Genomic DNA, 24,651 nt, shown 5'->3' with positions numbered 1-24,651 from the left:
ACGAAAGGGCTCGCACTTCCTCGCCTTCCTCGGCCTGGCCGCCGCCCTGACCTGCTACAAGAAGCTCGCGAAACTTACCACGTGAGACACACTCTAAGTCATAAATCTCCGTTCCACACCGGCCGCCGCGCACCCGCGCGGCATAGCCCAAAGGCGCTGGCCTCACTACGACCAACGACTCGGGACCACCTGCCGACACCCCCAACCATCTGCCTCTGCGTCTCAGAGTTCGAAAACAACCACTGACCGTAACGGAACCCCTTGGCCTCATCCGTCTAGGGCTGAGGTCCTTCCGCGGTGCTGAACTCGCCGCCCGCCGGACGGTCGTAGCGGCGCAGAACGAGGAACCGGCCGGGGTGGGCACTCTGGATCCGCCGGTAATGGTCGGTGACGGACAGGTAGTCGCCACCGCGAGCCGTACCGAAGCCCAGCAGCCGGCCGCCGTCGGCGTCGTGGACGCGGTAGTGGATCGGCTCCTGCTCACGGACAGGGTTCGCCTCGGCCAGGGGACGGTCATTCCAGGTGTCGGGCATCAGGACTCCTCCTCCGCAGCACGGTCCACATGTCCGGCCGGCTGATCCGCACGGGTGGTCAGCTTGTGGGCCAAGTACGCAGAAGGGCGGCGATGTTACTTCAGGGGTTGAGGTCCAGCACGCGGACCGGCCGGCCGTCCCAGCGTTTCGGAGCGGTGGTGGCGATGATCGCGCCGTCGGGCCGGTCCGGGGTGGGCCGGGCCGTGTACTCGGAGTGGGCCGCGGCCCAGGCCTCCTGGGTGGCGAGGGCCAGGGCGGCGGGCAGGTCCAGGTCCAGGACAGTGATCCCGGGCAGGGCCGCGAGGTGCTCCGCTGTTCCGGGCCGGGCGCGGTCGGCTTCCACGAGCGCGCAGGTGGGGGCGTAGAGGAACCAGCCGGCCTCGGCATGGGCGCGATGGATGAGGCGGGAGGCGAGGACGTTGCCCTGGCCGGCCGCGGCCATCGCGGTGTCGTCCAGGACGATGTGCATCGTGTCGGTCACCGGGGCTTCACCTGGGCCAGACGCCGGTCCAGCTCACCGTCCAGGTCGCGCTGCTCGGTGGCGGTCGGGGCGTATCCCGTCCAGCCCTTGAGCGCGGCGAGAGCCTTGGCCGCGCGTTCGGCGCGTTCGTCCGGGGTGAGCAGGGTCTCGGCAAGGCGCGCCAGGTAGGCGCGCAGGGACAGGCCCTCGGCCGCCGCGATCGCGGCGAGCCTGGTCTTGGCATCCTCGGGGATACGGACATTGGCATCGGACATCGTCGTACTCCTTCCCACCCCCGCAGGATAGTGGGTACGGGTACGTACCCGTACCCACTATCCTGCGGGGGTGGGAAAGCGAGCGCGGAGAGGGTTCGTGAACGGCGGGGATTCCGCCGGGGCAACCGCCGTCGCCGCGCTCCAGCCTGGGATCCTCGTCCCACGTCGGCGCCGCCTGGAGTAGGGGTTCCCGCGCGGGCGGGCCAAGGCTGCGGCGTAGCATCCGTCCGTGGCAACGAACGTGGAGATCCCCGAGAGCTTGATCCAGCTTCAGCGCACGGCGAACGCGGCCCGGCGGGAGGCGACGCGGGGCAACTACTCCACGGAGGCGTGGCAGCCGTGGCTGGACGCGGCAGACGTGCTGCAGCGGGCTGTAACGGACCACGCGGCGGCGGCCGCAGTGTCGCGTTACGAGCTGGAAATGGCCGTGAAGAAGACCGCGCGAGAGCAGGATGAGACCGATGAGGCCGTGGCTGCCCGCTGACGACCGCTGTCTCGGAATGTCGAGCAGGCGCGTGGTCGTCCTGCGTGTCCAGCCGTGCGGGCCATGCCGCCATCAGTACGGGCAGCGGGTGAAGCGGTAGTCGTGGGCGGGACCGGCCCGGACAACAGAGGTGTGCCCCTGTGGAGCCTCCCCCGAGGCCCCCACGGGCCGGTCCCGGACGTCTCAAGGTGGCTCTGGTGCCGGCTTCGGCTGTCCCGGTGTCAGTTCCAGGGATTAGCCACCTGGTCTTGGATATACGTCCAGAACCTCACGTCGCTGGGCAGGGTTCCATTGGCCCAGAACGACCAGCCGCCGCCGCCATGGAACGAGGCGATCTGCCAACCGGTGCCGAAAGCGTCGGAGCATGTCTGGTTGGCCCGGTCCAGACTCGTCAGGGTCGAGCCGGCAACCGGCGCGCTCACCTCGACCATGCCGGCAAACCAGGAGTTGAACGTTCCCCGCGGGACACCCGGGGCAGGGGCCCGGCCGTCCCGTAGGGCACAGAGCACGGGCAGGACCGTTGACGGGCTGGTGTCCCCCCTGTAGGGGTTGGTGATCTCGTCCGAACCGACGTGTACCACGTTGTCGGCGCGCTGCTCCAGCGTCTTCCATGTCATGCCCCCACCCCAGTGTCCCGGGGTCGGTGGGGCGGGCGTGAGGCTGTCGAATGCCGCCTGCGTGATGTTCCACTGCTGGAACGGACCGTCGTTGCAGGTGTTGTTGGTAGCGATCTTCGAGCCGCCGAAATTCTTCCCGGGGTTGTCGATGCAGATGTTGGTGGCGACATTCTTGAGACGGACTCCCACATAACCGGTGGCGGGAGTCCCACCCGGTGCCTGGAACGGTGTCACGTACCAATGCTGGTAGCCGCCGCCGTTGCAGAGATGCAGATACAGCCGGCTGCCGTTGGTGTCCAGGCAGTAACCCGGAAAGTATTCCGACTGGATGGTCTTTATGGTGGTGGACCCGCCGGGGACGGCTTCGAACGACCATCTGGGCACGGTGCCAACGCCGCAGAGGACTGGCTCGGGAGTGCCACTGTAATGGCTCATGCACCTCTGCTGCGCCTGGTTGACGATCAAGGTCTTCGGGCCCGGGTCCGCCGAGGCGGATCCCGCCGGCCACAGAAGAAGAAACGACAGGGCGACGAATGTCGCCAGAATTCTTCGCACATACGTCATGAAAGGACCCCCCAGGTTTCGGTGTTCGACAAGGACGTGCGGTCGGTCAGAGGTACCGCGCCAGGCGGAGGTTCGGGCAACAGCCCAGTGGCATACGGTGATACGCCGTCGGGCCGTGGACGGAGCGGCCTGGTCGGAGCCGCCGCGCGTGACCGTTACTTCGTTCGTGACGCGGTAAATAATTGAGCATGGTGGCGTCCCGGCGATATCCCAGATGTCTGGGAGGCCACGGGGACCGCCGGGGACTGCGGGGGACCTCCGGGGAACTGATCAGTCCCACACCACCGGTACCTGTGAGGCGATGAGATGGGCAACGAAGTCACGGCGGCTGCGCACACCCGCTTTGGTGAAGACGGACTTGAGATGGTCCTGCACAGTGAGTGTCGTCATGCACAGCGTGCGGGCGATCTCCCGGGTGTCGTCTCCCCGCAGCACCCTCAGGGCGACCTCGCGCTCGCGCGTGGTGAGTCCGTAGGTCGCGAACACCACGGGCATGACATCCGCGGCGGACGCGGCAGTGATCACCACGGCTACCGTGGCGTCACCAGAGCCGCCCAGGAGCGAGGTGTTGAGGACGAACCACGCTCCCGTGTCGCTGCGGACCCGCAGAGGCGGCGGTACGTTGCCGCTCGCGTGCGCCGCTCGCGCCTGCTCGGCGGCCATGACGAACGGGGTAGGTACGGCGAAGACGCGGTTCGCGGCGTCGGCGAACTCGACGAGCAGGCGCTCGGCCTGTTCATCGGCGTGTGTCACCCGGTTGTCGGGCCCCAGGAGCAGCACGGCGGGCGGCTGCGTCGTGAACGGAGCTGCGGCGAGCGTCAGTTGGCTGCGCTGGAGCGCGGTCCCGAGGACGCGGGCCGCGCGCTGCGCCAGGGCGAGCTGCCCGGGCCGGTAGGAACCGCGGTCGGGGGCGCGCATAAAGGCGGCGCACCCCCAGTGGCCGCCCGCCGTGTCGAAGAGGACCCGCATTTCGTCTCCGAAGCCGGCGGGTGCTATCTGCTCCCGAAAGCGGCGGCTCAGGCCGGGCTGCCCGTTTGTCGCGCGGCTCAGTGTGTCCGCTCTTCTGCCGCTGCGGCGGATATCGGCGAACTGGGTGACGTCCTCGCTCCAGATCTCCAGCTCCACGGCATGGCTGAAATCCTCCAGGCGGAGATCGTCGGTCAGGACCGAGGTCACCAGTCCGGTGGCCGGATCTGTGCCGTGCCAGCAGACTCCGTCGAAGCCGACCGCCTCGCGCAGCACTTCGTCGGCGCGGCGGAATATCTCCGAGGGCGTCAACGGCTCCTGGGCCATGTCTTGCAACTCGCCTAAAATGCGGCGTTGTTGTGCCTTCTGGGATGCCATATTAACAGCGTAAGGATCTGGTTAATGCTTTTGGAGAGCGTCATTCCGGCCGGGCGGTGATACAGGTCGTGGCTGGAATCATGGCGATGACGTGGGTTTCTTCCCCAGGCGGTCCGCCGCCGGCGCCCTTGTACCCCCCCCACCGGCGCCGGTGACCAGAACCCTCAGCATGAGCGTGCCGACGCTCCAGCGCGCGTACGGACTGTGTCACACCGCTGGTTCTACGGGTCAATCCGCCGGACCAGCCGGCGTACCGTCAGCCGCCAGCAGGGCGCGCCCTCGAACGAGTGGGTAGACCGGTGCGGGGCTGCGGGCCGCTATCCCTTGACCCCGTGATCACTTCACGCGGGCGGCTGCGCGCCGCGACCGCTCTCCTTGGCCTGATGGCCGCTGTTCTCCCCGCTGCCGCAACGGACGCCACTGCCGCGTCTGCCACCGCGCAGACCTCGCGTGCTTCCTACCGGGCCCTGCCCGAGCCGCCGCCCGCCGCCGTTGCGCGCGCCGAGCTCGCCGGTCTGAACGTGGAGGCCCCGCACACCATGACCGGCTATTCCCGGTCCAAATTCCCGCACTGGGCCACCCAGTACGGCACCTGCGACACCCGTGAAGTCGTCCTGCAGCGCGATGGCCAGGACGTGGTCCAGGACGAGCAGTGCCGCGCCGTCTCGGGGACCTGGTACAGCGAGTACGACGGCAAAATCCTCACCGCCTCTGGGCAGGCAGACATCGACCACATGGTCCCCCTCGCCGCCGGCTGGCGCGCCGGAGCCGACTTGTGGGACACCCCCAAGCGCAAGGCTTTCGCCAACGATCTGGTGCATTCCCAGTTGCTCGCGGTCTCCGCTTCGTCCAACAGGTCGAAGGGAGACCAGACGCCCGACCTGTGGAAGCCGCCGCTGCGCTCGTACTGGTGTGTCTACTCCCGGGCGTGGGTCAGCGTGAAGAGCGTCTACGAACTCAACGTGACCGGGGCGGAGAAGGCCGCCCTGTACGACATGCTCGACACCTGCCCCGCGTGAGCATCGACCGGTCCGAGCAGTACACCAGCGAGGTAGTCGCCGGCCCCGGCGGCGTCATGACCGACGAGGTCGGCGTCATCACCGGCAACCTCACCCTCACCACCGCCCTCCGGACGGACAGCCGGGCGGACATCCACGTCCAGTACACCGGCGCCGATGAGTCGTACACCCTCACCGGCAGCCCGGTGCCCGTAGCCCCGGGAGGTCTGCACGGACTGCACGTCCGGGTGGTGGAGGCCGTACGGCGCGGTGGCCAGGCCGTCGTCCCGGGGGCGTAAGCCCCGTCACCTGTTCCGTTCGTACGGCTGGGTCCCCACACCGCGGCGCGGTGGGACCCAGTGCCGCGCCGGAGGGCGTCGGTCGTGCGCTCTCCGGCGCGGTAAAGGAAGCAAACGCCACGCCGCTCCGAAAGTGGCGCGCGTCACAATCTGGTGCGATGCGTCACCCCCGCCCCGAACTTCCGTCAGCCCCGACCCCGCATCCGCGCCGGTACCCGAACTGGACGGCGCCGTACGGCCGTCGGGAGATACCCGACGGCCGTACTCGTGATGCCACAGGTTGCCCGGATGGTGTGCGCGACGGTCCATCCGTGACTGGTGGTCACTCCGTTTCGGGTGCTTTGTAGCCGGGGATGGACGGCCATCGGACCGTCATTACCACGGAGTCGTCCTCCGCGGTCCAGGAGTGGTTCACGCCGGGTCCCCACACCACGTAGTCGCCCTGTTCTTCGAGGAGGACGCTGTGGTCGGGGAACTCCATGCGGAACCGGCCGCTGATGAGGATGAGGAGTCCGGTGCGCTCCTCCCCGGTGACCCATGCGGTGCGCTGGTCGCCGCGGGGATGGGTGCCCCATTTGATCTCGGCTTCGCGGCTGTGCCGCAGGTCGCCGGGGGCTTTGAAGTGGCCGAGGAGCCAGCCCCGGTCGTTGGCCGCGTCCTTGCTCGCGTTGCCCGCATATACACCGTTGGTCACGGTGTGGACGCTAGCAGAGGGCTCGGTGGTGTGGTGGGTGCTTCGGCTACAGGGCCCGTTCGTAGATTGTTGTGATGAGGGGGATGCCGGGGTCCGGGTGGGGGTCGTTGTCGGTGTTGCCGGTGATGCGGGCCGTGAACGCGGGGATGTCGTCGGGGTGGTATCCGGCTGCGGTGAGGCTGCTGCGCAGTCCGATCGTGGTGAGGAGCTGGGTGATTGTCCCGCGGGCGCTGTCTGTGCCGAGAGCGTCGCTGATGCGTACCGCGGCGTGGGGGGCGGCCTGTTCGAGGCTGGTGAGCCAGGCCGGGTAGAGGAGGGCGAGGCCCTGTCCGTGGGAGGGGCCGGGGCGGTCGGGGGTGCCCATGGCCTGCTGCATGCGGTGGGGCAGGCAGGTACTGGCGGTGGCGACGAGGAGACCGCCGAGCAGGGCGCCGTAGGCCATGCGGTCGCGTGTTTCCCGGCTGGTGTCGCCTGCTGCGACGCGGCGGAGGGTGTCCGGGAGCAGTTGCAGGGCGTGGGCGGCGACCGCTTCGGTGAGAGGGCTGGAGCGGCGTGCGGCGAGGCCTTCGACGGCGTGGGCGAGTGCGTCGAACCCGGAGGCGATGGCGACGTGGGCGGGCTGTGTGTCGGTCAGTGCGGGGTCGATGAGGGCGGTCTTCGGGAACAGGTCGTCGCCACGGATTCCGGCCTTCACGCCGCGCGCGGTGTCGGTGATGATCGCGCCTTTGGTGACTTCGGCTCCGCTGCCTGCTGTGGTAGGGACGGCGATGACCGGCAGGCAGCCGGAGCGTGGGGGCACGGTGGTGCCGATGAGCGGTCCTGACGGGCCGTGAACGATGCTGACCGCGATGGCTTTTGCCGCGTCGAGGGCGCTGCCGCCGCCGATGCCGACGATTACGTCCGCGCCGGCCGTGCGGGCTGTCGCGGCGGCCGTGTCGATGCCGGCGGACTGCGGGTTGGGCGGGATGCCGTCGATGACGTGCGCGGTCACCTGGGCGGCGGCCAGGCTGGTCAGGGCCCGGTGGAGGATGCCGGTGGTACGGGCGGAGGTGCGTCCGCACACGATGAGGGCGGTGCGGCCCCAGGGGCGGGTGTGAGCGCCGAGTTCGTCGAGGCGGCCTCGGCCGAACACGATGCGGGTGGGTGTGTGGAAGTCGAGCAGTGTCATGCGGGCCTCCGGGCGGTGTTGGCGCGCAGGGCTTGGAGGACGGGCAGGTCGGCGTGGTGGAGGTAGTGGAGCGCGGATCCGCCGCCGGTGGAGGTCGGACCGTGGAACGGCAGTTCTGCGACGGTGTCCCCGCCGACGAGGATGGCGTCGGCGGCGGGAGCGCGGGCGAGGTCGAGGGCCAGTCGGGAGGCGGTGGAGAACCCCGCGGTGTGGAGGCTGGGGGTGCCGGCGACGATGACGCGGGCCCCGGTCCGCAGGCGTCGCAGGTCGTCCAGGAGCCATGGTGCGGGCAGGAAATCCACGATCGCGTACCCGTCGGGCACCCCGTCGGCGACGGGTATCACCTGCCGGCCGGTGTACTGGTCGCCGTCGCGGCGGGCGATGACCACGTGGCGGGGCAGGTGGATGCGGGCCGTCGCGGAGCGGACCGCCTGGAGCACGGCCTCGGTGCACGCGTCGGCCCGGTCGCCGCGCTCGGAGGAGCCGATACGGTACCCGCTGCCGTGGAGCAGGTGGTTGAGGACGGCCCCGCCGGGGACCACCAGGTCGTAGGTACGGGCGAACGACTTCAGACCGAGGAGCGACTTTTCCGGCTTGATCCCTCCGACGAACGCGGCGGACGGAATGTCCGGCCGGCGGCCCGCCCACGGGGCCAGGAGGCGGGTCTGCCGCAGGAGGCTTCGGGCCGCCCAGCCGGGCCGGTGGGCGAGGATGCCGAGATTGGAGGCGTGAGATCGGTGGGCCTTGGAGAATCCGCCGACGGCCACGTACTGGCCGAGAGCCGCGAACCGGGCGGCGAGCGCTGAATCGTTGGCTTCTTCACCGGCATGGTGCCGGGTGTTCCCGAACACGCACACCTGAGAGGGAGCAAGCGCCGCCGCCCGTGCGCGGGCTGCGTCGGAGGCGTTGTCGGGGACGTACTGCACGGGACGGTGCAGCCGTATCGTCAGGTAGTGGGCGACGTCGCCGAGGTGGCGGGCGGTGCCGTCGCGGTGGCGGCCCTGGTGGGACAGGATCGCCACGCGCGCGCCCCGGTCGGCGAGGGACGCGATGTCGTCCAGTTCGCTGTCGATGCGATCGGTGTCGCTCAGGCCGCCGGTGGGGGCGACGTTGAAACCGGCGGAGAAGATCCACCGTTCGCCGCGGAGGACAGGCCGGTCGGCCAGCAACGGCAGTGGGTTCACGACCGCGCCCCCTTCTACAGTCCGTACGCGGTCAGCGCGCACGTCTCATCGAGGCCGAGCATGACGTTCATGTTCTGGACCGCCGATCCGGCCGCCCCTTTGACCAGGTTGTCTGTGGTGGCTACCAGCTTGATGACGCCGCGCTGCGGATCCCAGTCCGCGCCGATGTGGCAGAAGTTCGACCCGATCACGGCGTTCAGCCGCGGGTACAGGCCGTAGTCCTTCGCGTTGAGCCGGCCGTTCCTGGGTGTGGTGACGATACGGACGAAGGGTTCGGGGAGGCCGCCCGGTCCGCCCCGGTAGAAACGGGTCAGGAGGTCGATGAGCCGGTCCCGGGACATGCCGTCCCGGTGCGCGGGGTGTGCCTGGAGGCTGGCCTGCAGGTAGATGCCGCGGGCGAAGTTCCCGTGCGCGGTGGACAGGTCGATGGTCAGGGGACCCGCCTCGGGGGCGAGACGGGTCTCCAGCTCGGGGGCGTGCCGGTGCCCGTCCAGGCTGTAGGGGAGCATCGAGTTCAGTGCTTCGGCGTGCATGACGGCCCGTACGGGCTTCGCGCCGGCCCCGGTCGTCCCGTTCACTGCCGTGATGTGGACCGGGTGCTCGAGGTCGGCCCATCCGGATCGCAGGACCGGGGTGAGGGCGAGGAGGGCGGTGATGACGTAGCAGCCGGGGTTGGCGACGAGGCGGGTGCGCGCGATCCGCTCGCGGTGCAGCTCCGTCACCCCGTACACGGCGTCCTCGAGAAGGCCGGGGGCGGTGTGCTCGGCGCCGTAGACGCGCTTGTAGATGTCCGGGTCGCGGAACCGGAAATCGGCGCTGACGTCGATGACGCGGCAGCCCTGGTTAAGGAACCATCCGGCGTGCTGCATCGCCGTCCCCGACGGGGTGCAGAAGAACACGACGTCAAGGTGCGCGGCCTGCTCCTTGAGGGCTTCGAACGTACGGAACGTCAGGCCGCTGCCCAGCAGGTTGGGGTGGACGTGCTCGAAGGTTTCGTCGCGTCGGGCGGTCGGCACGATACGGCCGACGTGCGGGTGGTTGAGGAGGAGCCGGCAGAGCTCTCCTCCGGCATATCCGCCCGCTCCGACAACGCCGACGGCCAGGCCGGTCACACTCATCACAGGTCTCCCGCGGGGGTGAGGTCAGCAGATACGGGTGGGCGCGTCCCGCCCGGCGAGGGCGAGTTCCAGGCCCTGTATGAGGGCGCCGCCGATGCGTTCCTGCGCGTCGGCGGTCATCGCCCCGATGTGGGGGGTGAGGACGACGTTGTCGAGGGCGGCCAGAGCGGGCGTGCCGGACTCGGCGGCGTGGACGTCGAGGGCCGCACCGCCGATGCGCCGCTCCCGCAGAACGGCATACAGGGCCTGGTCGTCAACCACCTGGGCGCGGCCCACGTTGATGAGGCAGGCGTCCGGTTTCATCACGGCCAGGCCGTCGGCGTCGATGAGATGGCGGGTGCGGCCGGTGAGCGGGCACGCCACCACGACCACGTCGGCCGCGGCGAGGACATTACGGGTGCTGGTGAGCCGTACTCCCCGGGCCTGCCACGCCTCGCGCCGCTGCGGTGTCGGGTTGCCGACCGAGCCGATGACGTTCATGCCGATCCCGGTGGCGAGGGCGGCGACATGCCCGCCGATGTCACCGACGCCGATGACGCCCATCATCTTCCCGGTGAGTTCGGCGCCCGCCAGGGCGGCCTTGTTCCACACACCGGCCCGTACCTGCCGGTCTGCCGTCACGACATTGCGTGCCACGGCGAACGTGAGCGCGAGTGCGAGTTCGGCGACCGCCCGGGAGGAGACGGACGGGACGTTGAACACCTGGATACCGGCGGCCGCCGCTGCCGGGAGGTCGATGTTGTCGGTGCCGTTCCCGGCCCGCGCGACGACACGGAGCCGGCCGGCCGCGGCGAGGACGGGGCCGGGCAGGGTGATGCCGCTGCGCAGCACGATGGCGTCCTGGCCGTGCAGAAGGCCCGGCAGTTCGTGGGGTGCCGGCCGGAGGCGGACCGTGACGTCGTAGCGGGCGCTGAGAATGTCCAGGGCCGGCGGGGCGATCGGATCGACCACGAGAACACGGCACGATCCGGGCAGGGTGGGGCACACAGGCACTCCTGACCATGAAGGCGGGCGGGGAGGAAGCGGAGGCGCCGCCCGGGTGCGGGGTCCCGGCGACGGGGTCCCGCACCCGGGATGGACGTCAGTCGAGGGCCTGCCAGGCATCGAGCCCCTGCAGGGCGAAGACGTCACGGACCGGAGCGAGTTCCTCCTCCAGCTTCATGGTGTCGCCGTGGGCGAGGATCGACGCGAACGTCTCCCGCAGCCCGGTGATGGTGGCGCGCAGCCCGTGATTGGCGTAGATGACGACGGACACGCCCGCGGCGGCCATGACGTCCGCGTGCCAGTTCGGGTAGGTCGTCGGGACGATGACGACGGGCAGTCTGCCTTCCCACCGGTTCAGGAAGTCCACCACCTGCTCGTTCGTGGCGGCCTTGGAGTGGATGAGGATCGCGTCCGCGCCGGCGTCCGCGTAGGAGCGGGCACGGTGCAGTGCCTCGGTCACCGGCAGCCCGTTGATGAGGGCCTCGGTGCGGGCGATGACAAAGAAGTCGCCGCCCGACTGGGCGTTCTTCACGGTCTCGAGCTTGCGGCAGAACTCGGCGGTGTCGACCAGGCTGTTGCCCCGGTCGGCGAACGAGTTCATCTTGGGGAACTTCTTGTCCTCGACGCTGATCGCGGTGATGCCGGCCGCCTGGTACTCGTGGACCATGTGCGCGGCGTTCGCGTTGTTGCCGTATCCGCTGTCGCAGTCCGCGACGACCGGCACGCGCAGCGCCTTCTGCATGTTCGCGGCGGCCTCCAAGTACTCGGTCATGGTGAGGAGACTCGCGTCGGGCAGAGCGCGGGACGCCGACACTTCCAGGCTCGACGACCACACGGCGTCGAACCCGGACGCTTCGGCGAGGAGCCCGCCGAGCGCGTCGTGGGCGCCGGCGACGCGGACCAGGCGGCCGGGCCGCATCAGGGACCGGAACGTGATGTGGGTGGGCTTGCGCACGGAGGACTCCTCTGTGTGGCGGCCGGTCCGGCGCACAGCGCAGCGGACCGGGTGACAGGACGAACGGGTCGTCTCCTTCGGAGATCGCCGGCCGGGCTCCATTGCCCCGGGCCGATGGGCGTACGGTCGCCGACCTCCCCAGACGGGGGCCCGTCCAAGGGAGCCCGGCGCAGCCTCGCGTGAAGAATCGTCACGCACCCCGCAGACCCCGGGTACCCGCCCGGCGCCGCTTCCGTATGCCTCCGGTTGCCTCCGTATGCCTTCCGCAGCCAACCCCTTGCCGGGTGGCCCCGGGTGTGCTGGACACTGGCCACAGCGGGTACAGGACGAGTAACCGCCAACACCGGGAGGACCATGTGGTCGTCACCGAAGCCGGAGTCTTACTCGGGCGGATCCTCGATCAGGAACGCTGCGACGCCGGCCAGTTCCTGCGCCGCCTGGCGGCCCGCCACGAAGCCCTCGGCCTGGGAATCATGGTCGCCCGGCCGGAAAAGTTCAGCCGCTGGTGCAGCGGCACCGTCCCGGAACGCCGCGCCCAGATCGCCATGGCCGACCTGCTCGGTGTGTCCCCCGAGCAGCTCTACGCACTCGGCTGGCCCGGCTGGCTGCGCCTCGCGATCCACGACGAACACGCACTTCTGGCCTCGCCCTGGACACAGGCGGGGGCAGTCCAGGCGCTGGACGCACTGGCACATACGGAAAGGCTGGCAGACATGGAACGCAGGGCGATCATCATCGCGGGCGGCGGCGCACTCGCCGCCCAACTCGCAAACTGGGCAACCGCCACCCCGGCCGGCCCCGCCACCTCCTCCGGCAGAACAACACGCATCGACACCGAGACCACCGACCTGATCGACAGCCGCCTCGACTCCCTGCGCCGCCTGGACGACCGCGTCGGCTCCGGACAGGCATACGCCCTGGCCCGCGCCGAACTCACCATGGTCCTCGACAACCTGAAAACCGCCTCGTACAGCGCGGACACCGGACACCGCCTCTTCGCCGCCGCCGCCGAAGCCTCACGCGTCTGCGGCTGGGCAGCATTCGATTCCGGGAACACAGGAATCGCCGAACGCCACTACCTCGCCGCCCTGCGCGCCGCCGCCAGCGCCGGCGACCCGGTCGTCACGGCGAACACCCTCTCCTTCTGGGCCATGCTCCGCTACAGCGCCGGCGACCCTACCGGCGCCCTCCAACTCGTCGACGCCGCACACCGCCACGCCGACCGGACCGGCTCCGGCCGGATGACCGCCATGCTCCACGCGCGCGCCGCCCGCGCCCACGCCAAAGCCGGAGACCGCCAGGCCAGCCGACGCGCCGAAGCCGCAGCCTTCGAAACCTACGACTGCGCCGGCCCCACAAACGACGAACCCGCATGCGTGTACTGGGTCGACCGCGACGAACTCCACAGCTGGGCCGCCAGCAACGCCCTCGACCTCCACGACCCCCACCGCGCCCTCACCCACCACACCGCCATCACCACCACACACCACACCCCGCCCGACACCCCCGCACAGCCCAGAACCGCCGCGCTGCGCCTGACCCGCGAGGCCGACGCCCACCTCGCGCTCGGAAACCTCGACACCGCCGTCCATACCGCCGGCCAGGCCGTGCAGATCCTCGGAGGCGTCGCCTCCTCCCGCGGAAACACCATCTTCGCCGGGCTGAAAAGGAAACTCGCCACCCACCACGGCGTGCCCGTCGTAAGGGACTTCCTCGACACCACCCGGTAACCGCCGAACTGCCTGACGGACCCGGTTTCCGAGGACCGCGTGGCTCCGTAGCTTCCGGCCGACCGGCCGGAAGCTACACCCCTGTGACCAGCACCAGCACTGTCATCGCGGTCCCCTGCCGTCTGAGGTCCGGGGCGGGCGTAGCAGTCCTTTGCGGTAAAGGCTGGTGGCGATGTGGATGGTTTCCGGGCGGGCTCTGGAGGGGCTGAACGCCGATGCGGCGGGCGTTCGCGGTGATGGCGTCGGCCAGGTCGCCGTCGGCGGTCACGGACCGGAAGATGGCCAGGCACTCGTGGTTGAACAGGACGGCGGTCCCGGTGCGCTCGTCCCCGACGGCCAGGCGCCCCTACTGTTCGGTCCATCGCACATGGGCGGGGACGGCCAGGGGGCCGGCGGGGGGTCCGGGGGGCGAGGTGGTCGACCGTTAGTCCGTGTGTGCGGTGTGCCAGGCCAGGAGGATGTCCTCATCGTCCTCGTGGAGGTCCTCGTCCAGGGCCTGGGCCCAGGAGCAGTCCGGGCAGGACATGACCCGATGCCACTTGAACCGGCGGGTGCCGTCACGGGTGGGGGCGATGGGACAGCGGAGTTTCCGGCGGGCCGCTCACGGCCTTCCCCCCCCTCACTCTTTCGTGGAAGATGCCGCTTCCTGGGCACGGCAGGGCTTAAAAACTGGACTGCGAGAGACTCCGGATGAGCTGGCCCAGGAACTCCAGGATTCCCTGACCGACCGGTGTCGGAGCGAGCAACACGCCCAGGGCCAGCACGATGACGACGGTGAACTTCTCGTCCAGCCGGCTCCTGGCCTCGGTCCGACGACGCAGCCGCAGCACCACGATGACGATGAGCAGCAACGTCACGTTGATCGTCAGCACCCGGCCTAGCCCCCGTTCAGACACCAGCCGTCCCCGCGTGACTGCTTAGAACGACGCTTCAGCCCCCTTGTGTACCGCGAACCACACAACAACACCTCTCGGTTATCGATTGTTGACGCAAAGTAACCCTCTGGCTGGATCCGGTCCAGGTTCCAGATGGCGTGCGGAGCGCCGGGTGCGGGCGGTCAGCCGGCCAGAGTCCGGGGCGTACGTCGCGGCTGCCGGTCGGCCGCGCGGCGCTCCGCGGGGCTCGGTGAACGAGGGCGGGTCGAAGGGAATCGTGAGGGCTCTTGCGTGACTGTATGAATTTCCATACAGTGTATTGAAGTTCATACGGCTACGGGAGGATCCGCCGTGTTACTCACCCTCGTCACCGCCGCCCTCGCCATCGTCGGCACCCTGCTCGGCTCGATCGTCAGCGGCCGTGCCCAGGAGCGCGCCGCCGAACGGTCCGTCCGCGTCACCCACGGCGAAGCGATCCGCCGCGACCGCCTGGAGGCCGTCACCGCGCTCGCCTGCGCCGTCAGCGACCACCGCCGGGCGATGTGGATGCGCGGCGACGCCGTCCTCAAGGAGGCCGGCCCCGCGCGGATCGAGGCCCTGCGCGGCGAGAGCCACATGACCCGCAGCGCGGTCACCCGCCCGCTGGTCGCCCTGCGCGTCCTCATCGAGGACCAGGCGGTGCGCGCCGCCGCCGACCACATGATCACGCTGACCTACGCACTGCGCGGCGCGTACACCACCAGCGAGGAACTGACCGCCGCCCGCGAGGCTGCGAAGGTCGCTCACGACGAGTTCGTCGACGCCGCCGCCGGCTACCTCGCCCGGACCGCCTGACCCCGCCGTACCCGTTTGCCGCCGGGGCACCGACAACGAATGTCATCGCTCTCCGGCGGCCCCGGTCACCACCGTCCCCCTCGTACCCGCGCACCGGATCGGAGTTCCCCATGGAGCAGCAGTCGCAGGCCCTCGCCCGGATCAGCAGTGTCGAGACGTTGGCCGAACGGACCGGCGGCACCGCCGGCGGCGAGGGCCTGGCCGTGCTCGCCCCGGCCGCGGCCGCCGCGCTCAACCTGCTTGCGGACGCCGTCCGGCGTGGCGGCGCCGACCAGGACGACATCGTCCGGGCCCTCAAGGCCGCCGGTGTCCACGAGGCGTTCGCCGGCGTCTTCGACGCAGCCTCCGAGCGCGTCATGGACGCCGTCGTCGACCCGTACGACTTCGACGAGCGGCTGCACGCCGACAACCTCTCCGGAGCCGCGAGCGACGTCCGGCGTGCCTTCGACTGGCTCTAGAAGCCCGCTCTGCACCCGTTACCGTTCCTGGGAAGGCCACCGATGACCAAGCACACTGACCCTGTTCCCGACCTCACGATCCCGCTCTCCGGTGCCGACGCCCAGGCGCTGGGCGACGACGTTGGGCGGCTGGCCGTGCGGTTCGGTGCCGTACTGCACGGTCTGGCGCAGCTGCGCGCCGGCGGGATGAGCACCGAGGACCTCGCGACGACCATTGCCGTCACCACGGGCCTGATGAACCGGCTGGAAGGCGTCCAGGAAGCCGCAGTACGCCAGCACGCCGCGCAGGGCGGCTCGTACGGTGCGCTGGCGAATTCCATGGGCGTCACCCGGGCCACCGCGCAGTACCGCCGCGACGCCCTGATGCGGAAGGACCCGAGCGAGATGGAGAAGTGGGCCACCAGCAGCTGACCCTGTGCAGCGGCGCCTTGCAGCAGACCGACGGCTGGTCGCTGCAAGGCGCCGCTGTGTTGCACCACGGGGCGCGGCGCGGCTGTCGACGTGGTGGTGTCCAGCCCTCGCGCCAGGGAGCGCCGGAGTGTCTCGCCCGGGTGCACGCGGACGACGCCCTTGTGGTTCACGCGGCCGTGCTGGGCGTGGGGCCGTAGTTCTCGCCGGAGTCGGCGGTGAAGGGGAACGTCTCGGGCGGCGCGTACCTCAGTGGTTCCATCCCGGTATGGCACGGTCCGTGAGTCTGTGGGGCGTGAGGGTACGGGGTTGCCTGGTGGTGCGCCTGTGGCATCACGTGGTGTAGGGGTTAGATTGCGACAGGTGATCGATTACGGTGCCCGGGGCCGCTGACGGCTGGGGCCCGCACCAGCCCCCTTTTTTTTGGGAGAGGACCGGCTCGGAATGACGGACGCGGACATACCGGTGGGCGTTGCGGTTGAGGCTTCCCGGCAGGTTGAGGCTTCCGGGCAGAGTGCCGTGATGTCCCCGCCGGCCGTGTCGGCCGACGCGGCCGGCGCGCCGTCGTACGGGGTGTGGGGCGATGCGCTGCGGGCGCGGGCCTGGTCGTGGAGGCAGCTGGGTATCGGTACGGACCGGGGCGGCGCGGTATGACGGCCGGGGAGCCGGGTGGCCTTCCGGAGCCGGCCTCGGTGAGCCAGCCGCTGCCTCCCGAGGTGCCCGCGCCGCGCGCGGAACAGCCCGCGAGGCTGGAGGGGAACGAGGACGCTGCCGGTCCGGGTACGGACGGCGCGGAGGCTGCCGGCGCTGCGGGCGAGGACTGGTGGCGGTTCGACGGCGTACGCGAGGAGTGGCGCGATACGTGGGCCACTCACGGCCAGGAGGGCCTGGCCGCCGCGCACGAGCTCGGCGCTTCCATCGGGGAGGCGGTCGCCGCGCATCTGCCCAACCCGCATACGGAGGCGGAGAAACGCGGCCTGGACATCCGTTGGATGCGCCTGAAGTACAACGTGCCGGGCTTTATTCTCGCGCTGCTCGCATCATGGCGCGGCAGCGCCCCCGCCGGCCTGCCGCGTTCTCTTGCCGAGAACGGCCCCGTCGCGCTCCTCGGGTGGATCCTGCTGCCGGCTCTCGCCGTGGGCCTGTTCATGCTGACGCCCGTCGGCGGCCCGCTCGGCAGCGTGTTGGCGGATCTTGTCCGTACCGTGCTGCGCGGCCTTGGCGTCCTGGTGGCGCGGGCCTGGAACACCGCCTTCACCGGCTATCTGCTGCGCCTGGTCGTGGCCGTGGCCGTGTGGGGCGTCATCATCGTCGTCGCGCGCCTGGTCGGGCGCTTGGCGGTCAACTGGCTGACGGGAGTATGAGTTTCATGAACACGACGGGTGCTGCGGCCGGAGGGATAGGCGCGGTCACGCTCGGTCTCGTCGTCCTGATGTACCAGATCGGCCGGTGGCGGGGTGGCGATCCCACGCCCAAGATGCACTTCTTCGCCGGGGTGGCGCTGGCCGCTCTGCTGTTTCTGGGCGGGGGAATTCTCGGCACGATGGGCGGGGCCGCTGCGGCGCTGGGGGACGGGCTCGGTACGTACGCGCTGGAGAACGCGACCGGCACTGTGGCCGCCGTCGGGACCCGGCCGGCGATGACCGGTGGCGAGAAGGTCGGTGTGAGCGGGGTGATCGCCGGGCTGTGTCTGCTCGCCCTCTACGCGGGGCTGATCAAGTCGGGGCGGGCCGACCTCAAGTCGCCGCTCATCCGGGGCGCGCTGGTGGGGATATGGCTGGGTGCGTCCGCCGGGCTGCTCGGGATGGCCATGGGGCTGATCCGGACGTCCGGCAACACCATCGGCGACATCCTGCTCCGCAGCATCTGATTACGGGAAAGGGCGGTTGTGGCCATGTCCGACAGCGGGGGGCGGGGCACCATCTCCGCAGGGGTGCTCCATCTGCGTGCCGAGTGGGGCCGCTGGTGGCGTGCCGAGGATCTGACGGATACGCACATCGCGCACCGCGTACTGAACGACCAGTACCGCGTCTGGCGGCAGTGGCGGCAGCGCAACGCTGCCGAGGTCCAGCAGAACATCGGTCTGCTGAAGGACCAGCAGAAACGGCAGACGTACATGCAGATGCAGCAGATGGCGCTCCAGAAGCAGGCCCGCGGCCGGGGATACGGATACGGCGGCGGCTACGGCGCGTCCCCGGTGATCTCCTACCGGATGATGCAGTGGGCCCAGCTCCAGATGCGCATGGGACAGCAGGAGTTCAAGCATCTGGAGGTCACGCCGTCGATGCTCCAGATCGGCTACGGGCAGGTCCGCTCCCGGCGCCATCTCACCGCCGGCGTCCTTCTGCTCGTCCTGCCATTGATGTGGGCCGGCCTGTGGCTGCTGTCGGTCCCCGCCGCCCTCACCGTCACAGCCGTGGCGGTGCTGGTCTTCACCGCGGCGGCCTGGGTGAAGGGCCGCACCCCGACCTGGCGCCGCCCGCCCGTACCGAAGCTGCTGTTCGTACCGCCCGCGCCGCCCGCCCACACCGAGCTGGAAGACCCCGATCCGCAGCCGTTCCCGATCAGGGAAGCGGGCACCAACCCGCGCCAGGCCCGTGAAGCGGTGCGCCTGGCCCTGAAGAAGGAGAACGCGCGCGTCTCCGAGGTGCTCGTCCCGGAGGAGACCGCGTACGGGTGGAAGGTGCCGCTCGTCCTGCAGTCCGGTACGGCCGGCCAGCTCGTCAGCGTCCTTCGGCCCCTCGCCACGACGCTGCGGGTGGGCGAGTCCCGGGTCCTGGCGCAGCCCGCCGACCCGGACGACGCGGCGCTCGTCAGCCTGCAGATCCTCACCCGCGACCCGTTCGCGACGCCGCTCCCGTATCCCGAGCGGCCGCCCGGCTCGTGTTCCATCGTTGATTCGGTCAGCCTCGGGCTGTCCCTCGAGGGCGCGACGACGCCGGTCGTCCTGGCCGGGCAGCATGTGATCATCGTGGCGGACACCGGGGGCGGCAAGACCGCCATGGTGCAGGCCATCGCCGAATACGCCACTGCCTGCCGGGACGCCGTCGTGGTGGACATCGACCCGGTCAAGCGCGGGCTGAAGGCGCTCGCGCCCGCCGCGGTCATCACGGCGCGGACACCGCAGGAAGCCGAGACGGTACTGGAGGGCCTGCTGGCCCGGGCCCGGGACCGCATCGCTTCCATGCCGCCCACACAGGACACCTGGATACCCAGCCCGACCGGTCCGGCCGTCCTCGCCTTCCTCGACGAGTACCCCCAGCTCAGCAAACGCGGCAAAGAACTCGCGGTCGCGCTGCTCAGGATCGGCCGCGAGGCCCGCATCACCATCGTGCTGTGCACCCAGGACGCCACGTCCGATGTCCTGGGAGACGCCATCGCGGACGCCTTCGGCGTCAGGATCATGCTGCCCTGCCGGGCAGCGGACGTACCGCTCGTGGTCGGCCGCGCCGACGCCATCTCCCGGGGATGGCTCCCCCACCTCCTGGTCCCCTCCCCCGAACCCGGCTTCCCCGCCGACGCCGGACGCTTCTACTGCCTCACCCCCCGCCACCGGACCCCGGTCCTGCGCTACGTCTCCCCCCTGCCCCCGGCCGAAGCCGACCGCCGGACCCGCGAACGACTCGCCGCGGGGCTGCCCCGGCTGGAGAGCGCACAGGTGCCCGCGCCGCAGGCCGCCGTACCCGAGATCGCCCGACTCCTCCTCGCCGCGTTCGCCACACACGGTGACCCCCCGGCGCTCACCCTCGCGCAGCTCGCCGACCACCTCACGGCCGCAGACCCGGCCACCTGGGGCAAGTGGGACGGCCAGAAGAACCGGCTCCTCATGGTCGGACGCACCGTCAAAGCCCGGCTGAAGACCGCCGGACTCGACATCCCCACCGAACGCCTCAGTGCCGACACCGACCCCAAACGCCCCACCGCCTACCGGCTGGCAGACATCAAAGGCGCCCTGTCCTGATGTGCCGGCGACGTGGCAGGGTCCTGTCCAGGTGCGTACGCGACGTGCCCCGACATGCCGCCGGCCCACCCGGCGATGTGCCGATGTGCCCGCGCCCGACACACCACAGACACACTGTGACCTGCGCAGACGCACCGGACACATCAATTCGCTACCCCCGCCCGGAGACCCGATGACCCCTCAGAACCCGGCACAGCACGCCAAAATCGCCGCCGACGCCGTCGAACGCCCCGTCCGGGACGTGAACTCGGGCCGCGCCCAGTGGACCCACCCCCACACCATCCGCCAGGCCACCGACGACCTCACCCGGCTCACCGGCGCCCTCGCCACCGCCCTCCAGCAGATGACCGCCGGCCTCGGACAACTGCAAGGATCAAAGGCCCACCCGAGCGTCGGCGCACTGCACCTGGCCGGGCAGTCCGCGACCAGCGCGACGACCCAGCTGCGGCAGGCCCGCCGCACCATGCACTGAACGTCACCACCGGAGAGGGAAATCCGTGTGCCCGCACACTACTTACACCGACGGCCGGGGGCCCGATGCTGCTCGCCGATGACCCGTGCGACGTCAGCGGCCCCGCCAAGGACTACTGCGACAGCGGCAGCGGAAACAGCACCCTGCCCGGCACCTCCAGCAGTGCCGACAGCAGCGACCCGCTCACCGTCCTCGCCCGGTCCATAGCCAGGGCCGCCGACTGGACCGCCGGACAGCTCGGAAACACGGTCGGCAACCGCAACACGGCCGACTTCACCAACACCGGCTTCCTCCAGCAGTACGCCGTGGTCTTCGCCGCCTCCACCGTGCTCGTCCTGGTGCTGTGGCTCCTCGCCGTCGCCAAACGCGCCGCCCGCGGCGTCCCGATGACCACCGCGATCAGCGAAGCGATCAGCCTCCTGTGGCTCGCCGTACTCGCCTCCGCGTTCACCCCGCTGATTCTCTACACCGTCACCGCCGCGACCAGCGCGGTCACCGACGTCCTCGTCAGCGCACTCGGATCCAGCCCCGGCGGACTCTTCGTCTCCCTCGGCACCGACCTCAAGAACGGCAAGGTCGGCGGCGGACCACTGATGCTCGCCCTCGTCTCCCTCGCCACCCTCCTGCTGTGCGGCGCACTGTGGATCCTCCTCGTCCTGCGGGCCCTGGGCTTGTACGTCGGAGCCCTCCTCGGAGTGGTCGTCTACGCCGGCCTCGTCGACCGCGACCTGTGGAACCACGTACGCCGCTGGGCCGGATTCATGATCGCGCTGATCCTCCTCGAACCCGTCACCGTCATCGTCCTCGGACTCTCCGCAGCCCTCCAGACCGACGACTCAGGCCAGAGCAACGTCGTCACCGGACTCGCCGTCACCGTCATCGCCCTCGCCGTCACCCTCTACATCATCCGGCGCGCCCCCGGCATCGGCGACGCGGTCAAAGTCGCCCGTACCGCGTCCCGAACCGCCGGCGGCACCGTACGGGCCGTCACCGGCGGCGGCGCCAGCGCGGGAGTCATGCACGGCATCCACACCCACGGCGGCCGGACCGGCGACAACCCGGGCCACAGCAACACCGGATCACAGAAACCACCGAACCCGGTCAACGGAGGCATCAGCGTCCACGCCCAGCGCGAACCGAAGAAACGGGACTGACCCACACCCATCCCCGCCCCCGGGCCGCCCCGATCCTCAACGGACAGGGCGGCCCGGCCACATCCCCGCCCGGCACGCCGGCTGAACGCCCGCATCGCACGGGTCTGATGCTTCACCCGACGTACGGCGCTTGCCGGGCCACGTCACGATCCGCGACTCGGGCCACCCACCGGTGCGGGGAAACTCGTGCGCAACCCATCGGCTCTCAGGGAGTTGAAGGGGCATGACAGATATCGCGGATCGCGGTCGGACCGGTGAGCGTTCCGGTGAGGGCAGCTCGTCGGTAGCGTGGCTGCACGCGGAAGAAGGAGCGAGCGCGATGGCCGAACCGATCTCTCACAACCCGGATGCCGAGGAAGAGGCCGTTGTAAGACGGATCAGGGACCAGAACGATGCCTTCGCGGAACTGGACCGTATGCCCCGCACACATACGGTCCAGGGGCCTGTGAGCGTGGTGGTGCACGGTGAGCGGTTCGTCGTGCCGCTCACCGTCAAGGACGTACGGGCCGCACTGGCGGACGAACTGCGTCCCGTGTTCGACAGCGAGATCGATACGGCGCCGCCGAATATGGCCGGCCGGCTGATTCGCAAGTGGGCTCTGGAGGTCATCCCGGGCGACGCGATCGACCGCGTCGACGTTCTCCTGCGTGCCGAGCAGCGGGCGTACGGGCTCGGGACGGCCGCCGCGTGAGCTACCGCGTCGCGTTCGCTCCCGTCGCCGAGGAAGCCCTCGGCAAGCTCCCCTCCCCCGCCGGGTTCAGGGCCGCCGTAGCCCGCACCCTCGGTGCCGATCCCTACGGCCACGGGTCCACCTCCGTGGCCGGTGACAAGGACCGGCGCGAAGCCGTCGTGTCCCGGGTGATCGTCCGTTACGTCATCTCCGCCGGAATCCTGACCATCACCGTCGTACGCCTCATCCCCGAGCCATAGCCGTGAAAATAGCCCTGCGGTGAATCGTCCCGCCTCCGGCCAGGGGGATGGCCGTTCCAGGCGTCGGGCATCAGGACTCCTCCTCCGCAGCGTTATTCTTTTGTGAATTCTGACTTTTCTTCTGAGTGAAATCTGCGGCCCGTTTGGACCGTAGTGCATGTGGTCTGCCGGAGGTTCGGCACCAATCCCCTCGTTTTTGCTGGCAGACAGGGCAGGTAACGTCGTACGCCTGCCACACAGTCTGGGTTTCTTTGATGTCCCCGATGAGTATCCGCAGCCGGTCGGCATGGGGCGTCCCTCGCAACTGCCCCGTACGGGGGCCGTCAAGGAAGACGCACTGCTGTCCGTGATCTGCCGCACAGAGCGGACACATCTTCGTGGTCCAGTACCCCCGGCCGACCATCTGGTGCAACGGACCTGGCGTCGGAGAGCGGGGTGGCAGAACGAGGAGCGACCTGAGGCGTTCCTTCCACAAGGCGAGCTGGGCGCGTTGGTGTGGCACGCCCTTTCCGACCCTGCCAAGTTCATCAGCCTCTCGGGACATCTGCTGGACCTTCCTGGCCAGCAGCTCTGGGTCGCCGTTGGCTGGGATATGGCTCACTTCTTCGAGGAGAGTATTCAACCGGTCGATCGCGGCTGGAATCGCGTTCGCTAGGTAGTCAGCAGCTGCACGGATCGCCTCTTTCTCCTCCCCGGTCTGGTCAATCCTGGTGGCCTTTTTGGCCTGTGCGATCAAGCTCTTAACCTGGCTGACCTTCTGAGCGGCCACAGCCTGTTCAAGTAAGGAGACCTGCATCCGGCGGGATTCGGCTTCTTTCTCCATCCAGAGCGAGGCACTGTGATGCGCGGCATCCAGCCGCTTCTGCATTTGAGGGCTGGCCCCGGGAAGTTCGGTGATCTCACGGCAGACCGTTACCATCAGGCCGGGCGACTCGGTCCGGCGGGCATAGAGCAGCCGGCGCATCAACTCCTGCGCCCGCTCGTCCTGTGGCGAAGTCTTCTGCTTCTTCCCTGGAGTCCATCGTGCCGGTTCGGGCGTGCTGTGTGCCTGGATGATCCGTTCGACGGCCGGGGTGGACAGTCCCCGCTCGGTAACCTCGCACTCCTCCAGGGAGAACCATTCGGTTGGCCGTGCGAAGGCCTCGGTCCCGATGCGAACCCGTCGGCTGGTGCCTTCGCTGTCCAGCCGAATGCGGTGCACGTACCAGCGTTTGATCAGAGTGTCCTGGTCCACCGGAACCGACATGCCGAGCACCGGTTCGTCTTGGCTGTCCCACTCCGGCGCCACTTCTTGGTCCAGGTGCACACGCAGCCTCTTGTGCGCGAGCTGAATATCGACGACTGAACCCAGCGGGGTCCCGTCCGGCTGGGCGAAGTCGAAGTCGGCCTGCGTGCCGCGGATACGGAGCCAGGCCGCGGCCGCGGACTTCACGTACAGGTGGTCGGCGCTGGAGACGCCGCGGGCCCGGCGCCCGCACACGTGGGACTGTCCCCCGGGGCCGGGGTGGTGAGCGAAGTGGCAGACCCGGTCGGTGTACAGCTTGGTGGTCAGCTGGAGGCCGCAGCCGCCCAACAGAAGCCCGCACCAGAACGAGTCTTCTTCGTGCCGCTGCCGGAATGCGTCCAGCTCGATCGCCTCGAGCGGCAGCATGAGCGGCTCCTCCGAGTCCGCGCTCCCCATGACCGCCGTTTGGATCTGCCGCCTGTCACCTCGCACGAACCCCCACCTTTCATCCCAACTCATCGTGCCACTCGCAGGGTTGATTCCACAGGTCATCGCTGTGATCAGGCCGTCGTCCTGAGCGGCGCCGACTGCGGCGGCGCGGCAGCAGTCCCGTCCTGGCGCGCAGCGCGTTCGGCTCGGGCCCGGCGTAGGGCGGCGGCCTCGGTCGCCGCGGCCTGGTGGCGGCTCTGCTCGATCGGGGCCGGCGCATCGTCCGCGACGCCGTCGGGCTCGGGGAACGCGCGGCGTGGCAGCTCCCGCATTGCCTTCGTCTGCCGATCCACCGCTGCTGCGATACCCGGATCCACCCGGGACGGCGGCGGTGACGGCGGCCTGACGGTGCGCCTCGATAGCACGGCGATACCCGTCCGGCGGCGTCCGGCGTTCCACCGGTACGGCGAGCGAGGTCGGCTGCAGGGCCGGGCCGAC

General features: G+C 69.8%; 29 protein-coding genes. 15 read left to right on the top strand and 14 right to left on the bottom strand.

Features of this window, described 5'->3' with window-relative positions; translation table 11 throughout:
- Positions 1-275: 275 nt before the first annotated feature.
- The 3 genes from AB0389_RS33190 to AB0389_RS33180 all read right to left on the bottom strand — a co-directional run bounded on the left by AB0389_RS33190 (position 276) and on the right by AB0389_RS33180 (position 1,268).
- Complete coding sequence (locus AB0389_RS33190) at positions 276-533, bottom strand: hypothetical protein (RefSeq protein ID WP_366399257.1); 258 nt, start codon at positions 531-533, stop codon at positions 276-278.
- Positions 534-633: 100 nt separating this feature from the next.
- Positions 634-1,002, bottom strand: a complete 369-nt coding sequence (locus AB0389_RS33185; protein ID WP_366399261.1) for a hypothetical protein — start codon at positions 1,000-1,002, stop codon at positions 634-636.
- A gap of 8 nt (positions 1,003-1,010) precedes the next feature.
- On the bottom strand, positions 1,011-1,268 hold the full coding sequence (locus AB0389_RS33180; RefSeq protein WP_366399256.1) for a hypothetical protein: 258 nt from the start codon (positions 1,266-1,268) through the stop codon (positions 1,011-1,013).
- Positions 1,269-1,497: 229 nt separating this feature from the next.
- Between AB0389_RS33180 and AB0389_RS33175 the strand changes: the two genes are divergently transcribed.
- The gene (locus AB0389_RS33175; RefSeq protein ID WP_366399255.1) at positions 1,498-1,752 is read left to right on the top strand and encodes a hypothetical protein; all 255 of its coding nucleotides are present in this window, start codon (positions 1,498-1,500) and stop codon (positions 1,750-1,752) included.
- A gap of 221 nt (positions 1,753-1,973) precedes the next feature.
- On the opposite strand, the gene AB0389_RS33170 is transcribed toward AB0389_RS33175, so the two are convergent.
- Both AB0389_RS33170 and AB0389_RS33165 read right to left on the bottom strand, forming a co-directional pair.
- On the bottom strand, positions 1,974-2,933 hold the full coding sequence (locus AB0389_RS33170; RefSeq protein WP_366399254.1) for a hypothetical protein: 960 nt from the start codon (positions 2,931-2,933) through the stop codon (positions 1,974-1,976).
- A gap of 270 nt (positions 2,934-3,203) precedes the next feature.
- Positions 3,204-4,277 (bottom strand): helix-turn-helix transcriptional regulator, encoded by a 1,074-nt coding sequence (locus tag AB0389_RS33165; RefSeq protein ID WP_366399253.1) that lies wholly within the window; start codon positions 4,275-4,277, stop codon positions 3,204-3,206.
- A gap of 332 nt (positions 4,278-4,609) precedes the next feature.
- Here AB0389_RS33165 and AB0389_RS33160 point away from each other — a divergent pair, with 332 nt between their 5' ends.
- Complete coding sequence (locus AB0389_RS33160) at positions 4,610-5,296, top strand: DUF1524 domain-containing protein (RefSeq protein WP_366399252.1); 687 nt, start codon at positions 4,610-4,612, stop codon at positions 5,294-5,296.
- Between the two features lie 56 nt (positions 5,297-5,352).
- The gene (locus AB0389_RS33155; RefSeq protein ID WP_366399260.1) at positions 5,353-5,574 is read left to right on the top strand and encodes a hypothetical protein; all 222 of its coding nucleotides are present in this window, start codon (positions 5,353-5,355) and stop codon (positions 5,572-5,574) included.
- A gap of 322 nt (positions 5,575-5,896) precedes the next feature.
- Here AB0389_RS33155 and AB0389_RS33150 read toward each other — a convergent pair whose 3' ends face one another.
- The 6 genes from AB0389_RS33150 to AB0389_RS33125 form a co-directional block, all read right to left on the bottom strand.
- A complete protein-coding gene (locus AB0389_RS33150; protein WP_366399251.1) occupies positions 5,897-6,268 on the bottom strand; it encodes a signal peptidase I in 372 nt (123 codons plus the stop codon).
- A gap of 46 nt (positions 6,269-6,314) precedes the next feature.
- Entirely contained in the window at positions 6,315-7,436 is a 1,122-nt protein-coding gene (locus AB0389_RS33145) for an iron-containing alcohol dehydrogenase (protein WP_366399250.1), read from the bottom strand.
- On the bottom strand, positions 7,433-8,620 hold the full coding sequence (gene pgk / locus AB0389_RS33140) for a phosphoglycerate kinase (RefSeq protein WP_366399249.1): 1,188 nt from the start codon (positions 8,618-8,620) through the stop codon (positions 7,433-7,435). Before pgk ends, AB0389_RS33145 begins: the two co-directional genes overlap by 4 nt.
- Before the next feature lie 14 nt (positions 8,621-8,634).
- The gene (argC, locus tag AB0389_RS33135) at positions 8,635-9,738 is read right to left on the bottom strand and encodes an N-acetyl-gamma-glutamyl-phosphate reductase (RefSeq protein WP_366399248.1); all 1,104 of its coding nucleotides are present in this window, start codon (positions 9,736-9,738) and stop codon (positions 8,635-8,637) included.
- 24 nt (positions 9,739-9,762) lie between these two features.
- Positions 9,763-10,689, bottom strand: a complete 927-nt coding sequence (locus AB0389_RS33130) for an NAD(P)-dependent oxidoreductase (RefSeq protein ID WP_366399247.1) — start codon at positions 10,687-10,689, stop codon at positions 9,763-9,765.
- A gap of 130 nt (positions 10,690-10,819) precedes the next feature.
- Positions 10,820-11,677, bottom strand: coding sequence for an isocitrate lyase/phosphoenolpyruvate mutase family protein (locus tag AB0389_RS33125; RefSeq protein WP_366399246.1), 858 nt, complete (start codon positions 11,675-11,677; stop codon positions 10,820-10,822).
- 356 nt (positions 11,678-12,033) lie between these two features.
- On the opposite strand from AB0389_RS33125, the gene AB0389_RS33120 reads away from it, so the two are divergent.
- Complete coding sequence (locus AB0389_RS33120; RefSeq protein ID WP_366399245.1) at positions 12,034-13,407, top strand: transcriptional regulator; 1,374 nt, start codon at positions 12,034-12,036, stop codon at positions 13,405-13,407.
- Between the two features lie 662 nt (positions 13,408-14,069).
- Here the strand turns inward: AB0389_RS33120 and AB0389_RS33115 are convergent.
- Positions 14,070-14,279 carry a hypothetical protein gene (locus AB0389_RS33115; RefSeq protein ID WP_366399259.1) on the bottom strand — a complete coding sequence of 70 codons (210 nt, stop codon included), beginning with the start codon at positions 14,277-14,279 and terminating at the stop codon, positions 14,070-14,072.
- Positions 14,280-14,633: 354 nt separating this feature from the next.
- On the opposite strand from AB0389_RS33115, the gene AB0389_RS33110 reads away from it, so the two are divergent.
- The 11 genes from AB0389_RS33110 to AB0389_RS33060 all read left to right on the top strand — a co-directional run bounded on the left by AB0389_RS33110 (position 14,634) and on the right by AB0389_RS33060 (position 22,499).
- Positions 14,634-15,116: a hypothetical protein gene (locus tag AB0389_RS33110; protein ID WP_366399244.1), complete on the top strand. Its 483-nt coding sequence runs from the start codon at positions 14,634-14,636 to the stop codon at positions 15,114-15,116.
- A 110-nt stretch (positions 15,117-15,226) separates the two neighbouring features.
- On the top strand, positions 15,227-15,574 hold the full coding sequence (locus AB0389_RS33105) for a hypothetical protein (RefSeq protein ID WP_366399243.1): 348 nt from the start codon (positions 15,227-15,229) through the stop codon (positions 15,572-15,574).
- Between the two features lie 42 nt (positions 15,575-15,616).
- A complete protein-coding gene (locus tag AB0389_RS33100) occupies positions 15,617-15,985 on the top strand; it encodes a hypothetical protein (RefSeq protein WP_366399242.1) in 369 nt (122 codons plus the stop codon).
- A gap of 519 nt (positions 15,986-16,504) precedes the next feature.
- Complete coding sequence (locus AB0389_RS33095) at positions 16,505-16,636, top strand: hypothetical protein (RefSeq protein ID WP_366399241.1); 132 nt, start codon at positions 16,505-16,507, stop codon at positions 16,634-16,636.
- 38 nt (positions 16,637-16,674) lie between these two features.
- Positions 16,675-17,346 (top strand): hypothetical protein, encoded by a 672-nt coding sequence (locus AB0389_RS33090; protein ID WP_366399240.1) that lies wholly within the window; start codon positions 16,675-16,677, stop codon positions 17,344-17,346.
- Positions 17,347-17,351: 5 nt separating this feature from the next.
- Positions 17,352-17,852: a hypothetical protein gene (locus AB0389_RS33085; protein ID WP_366399239.1), complete on the top strand. Its 501-nt coding sequence runs from the start codon at positions 17,352-17,354 to the stop codon at positions 17,850-17,852.
- Between the two features lie 24 nt (positions 17,853-17,876).
- The gene (locus AB0389_RS33080; RefSeq protein WP_366399238.1) at positions 17,877-19,943 is read left to right on the top strand and encodes an ATP-binding protein; all 2,067 of its coding nucleotides are present in this window, start codon (positions 17,877-17,879) and stop codon (positions 19,941-19,943) included.
- Positions 19,944-20,115: 172 nt separating this feature from the next.
- The gene (locus AB0389_RS33075) at positions 20,116-20,415 is read left to right on the top strand and encodes a hypothetical protein (RefSeq protein ID WP_366399237.1); all 300 of its coding nucleotides are present in this window, start codon (positions 20,116-20,118) and stop codon (positions 20,413-20,415) included.
- Between the two features lie 65 nt (positions 20,416-20,480).
- Positions 20,481-21,569 carry a hypothetical protein gene (locus AB0389_RS33070; RefSeq protein WP_366399236.1) on the top strand — a complete coding sequence of 363 codons (1,089 nt, stop codon included), beginning with the start codon at positions 20,481-20,483 and terminating at the stop codon, positions 21,567-21,569.
- A 319-nt stretch (positions 21,570-21,888) separates the two neighbouring features.
- A complete protein-coding gene (locus tag AB0389_RS33065) occupies positions 21,889-22,260 on the top strand; it encodes a hypothetical protein (RefSeq protein ID WP_366399235.1) in 372 nt (123 codons plus the stop codon).
- Entirely contained in the window at positions 22,257-22,499 is a 243-nt protein-coding gene (locus tag AB0389_RS33060) for a hypothetical protein (RefSeq protein WP_366399234.1), read from the top strand. Before AB0389_RS33065 ends, AB0389_RS33060 begins: the two co-directional genes overlap by 4 nt.
- Positions 22,500-22,569: 70 nt before the next feature.
- Here the strand turns inward: AB0389_RS33060 and AB0389_RS33055 are convergent, their stop codons facing one another.
- On the bottom strand, positions 22,570-24,150 hold the full coding sequence (locus tag AB0389_RS33055; protein WP_366399233.1) for a hypothetical protein: 1,581 nt from the start codon (positions 24,148-24,150) through the stop codon (positions 22,570-22,572).
- 134 nt (positions 24,151-24,284) lie between these two features.
- Complete coding sequence (locus AB0389_RS33050) at positions 24,285-24,485, bottom strand: hypothetical protein (RefSeq protein ID WP_366399232.1); 201 nt, start codon at positions 24,483-24,485, stop codon at positions 24,285-24,287.
- Positions 24,486-24,651: the final 166 nt, after the last annotated feature.

Source organism: Streptomyces sp. NPDC093109 (assembly GCF_040701725.1).
Taxonomy (GTDB): Bacteria; Actinomycetota; Actinomycetes; order Streptomycetales; family Streptomycetaceae; genus Streptomyces.
This window is presented reverse-complemented; position numbering and strand designations above follow the sequence as displayed.

Bases quoted from the DNA above. Each gene is read 5' to 3' on its own strand.
- AB0389_RS33085 (WP_366399239.1), top strand. From the start codon at position 17,352: ATGAACACGACGGGTGCTGCGGCCGGAGGGATAGGCGCGGTCACGCTC.
- AB0389_RS33105 (WP_366399243.1), top strand. From the start codon at position 15,227: ATGGAGCAGCAGTCGCAGGCCCTCGCCCGGATCAGCAGTGTCGAGACG.
- AB0389_RS33070 (WP_366399236.1), top strand. From the start codon at position 20,481: ATGCTGCTCGCCGATGACCCGTGCGACGTCAGCGGCCCCGCCAAGGAC.
- argC (WP_366399248.1), bottom strand. From the start codon at position 9,738: ATGAGTGTGACCGGCCTGGCCGTCGGCGTTGTCGGAGCGGGCGGATAT.
- AB0389_RS33145 (WP_366399250.1), bottom strand. From the start codon at position 7,436: ATGACACTGCTCGACTTCCACACACCCACCCGCATCGTGTTCGGCCGA.
- AB0389_RS33190 (WP_366399257.1), bottom strand. From the start codon at position 533: ATGCCCGACACCTGGAATGACCGTCCCCTGGCCGAGGCGAACCCTGTC.
- AB0389_RS33155 (WP_366399260.1), top strand. From the start codon at position 5,353: ATGACCGACGAGGTCGGCGTCATCACCGGCAACCTCACCCTCACCACC.
- AB0389_RS33170 (WP_366399254.1), bottom strand. From the start codon at position 2,933: ATGACGTATGTGCGAAGAATTCTGGCGACATTCGTCGCCCTGTCGTTT.
- AB0389_RS33095 (WP_366399241.1), top strand. From the start codon at position 16,505: ATGTCCCCGCCGGCCGTGTCGGCCGACGCGGCCGGCGCGCCGTCGTAC.
- AB0389_RS33080 (WP_366399238.1), top strand. From the start codon at position 17,877: ATGTCCGACAGCGGGGGGCGGGGCACCATCTCCGCAGGGGTGCTCCAT.
- AB0389_RS33180 (WP_366399256.1), bottom strand. From the start codon at position 1,268: ATGTCCGATGCCAATGTCCGTATCCCCGAGGATGCCAAGACCAGGCTC.
- AB0389_RS33050 (WP_366399232.1), bottom strand. From the start codon at position 24,485: ATGCGGGAGCTGCCACGCCGCGCGTTCCCCGAGCCCGACGGCGTCGCG.
- AB0389_RS33165 (WP_366399253.1), bottom strand. From the start codon at position 4,277: ATGGCATCCCAGAAGGCACAACAACGCCGCATTTTAGGCGAGTTGCAA.
- AB0389_RS33055 (WP_366399233.1), bottom strand. From the start codon at position 24,150: ATGCTGCCGCTCGAGGCGATCGAGCTGGACGCATTCCGGCAGCGGCAC.
- AB0389_RS33075 (WP_366399237.1), top strand. From the start codon at position 20,116: ATGACCCCTCAGAACCCGGCACAGCACGCCAAAATCGCCGCCGACGCC.
- AB0389_RS33065 (WP_366399235.1), top strand. From the start codon at position 21,889: ATGGCCGAACCGATCTCTCACAACCCGGATGCCGAGGAAGAGGCCGTT.
- AB0389_RS33185 (WP_366399261.1), bottom strand. From the start codon at position 1,002: ATGCACATCGTCCTGGACGACACCGCGATGGCCGCGGCCGGCCAGGGC.
- AB0389_RS33100 (WP_366399242.1), top strand. From the start codon at position 15,617: ATGACCAAGCACACTGACCCTGTTCCCGACCTCACGATCCCGCTCTCC.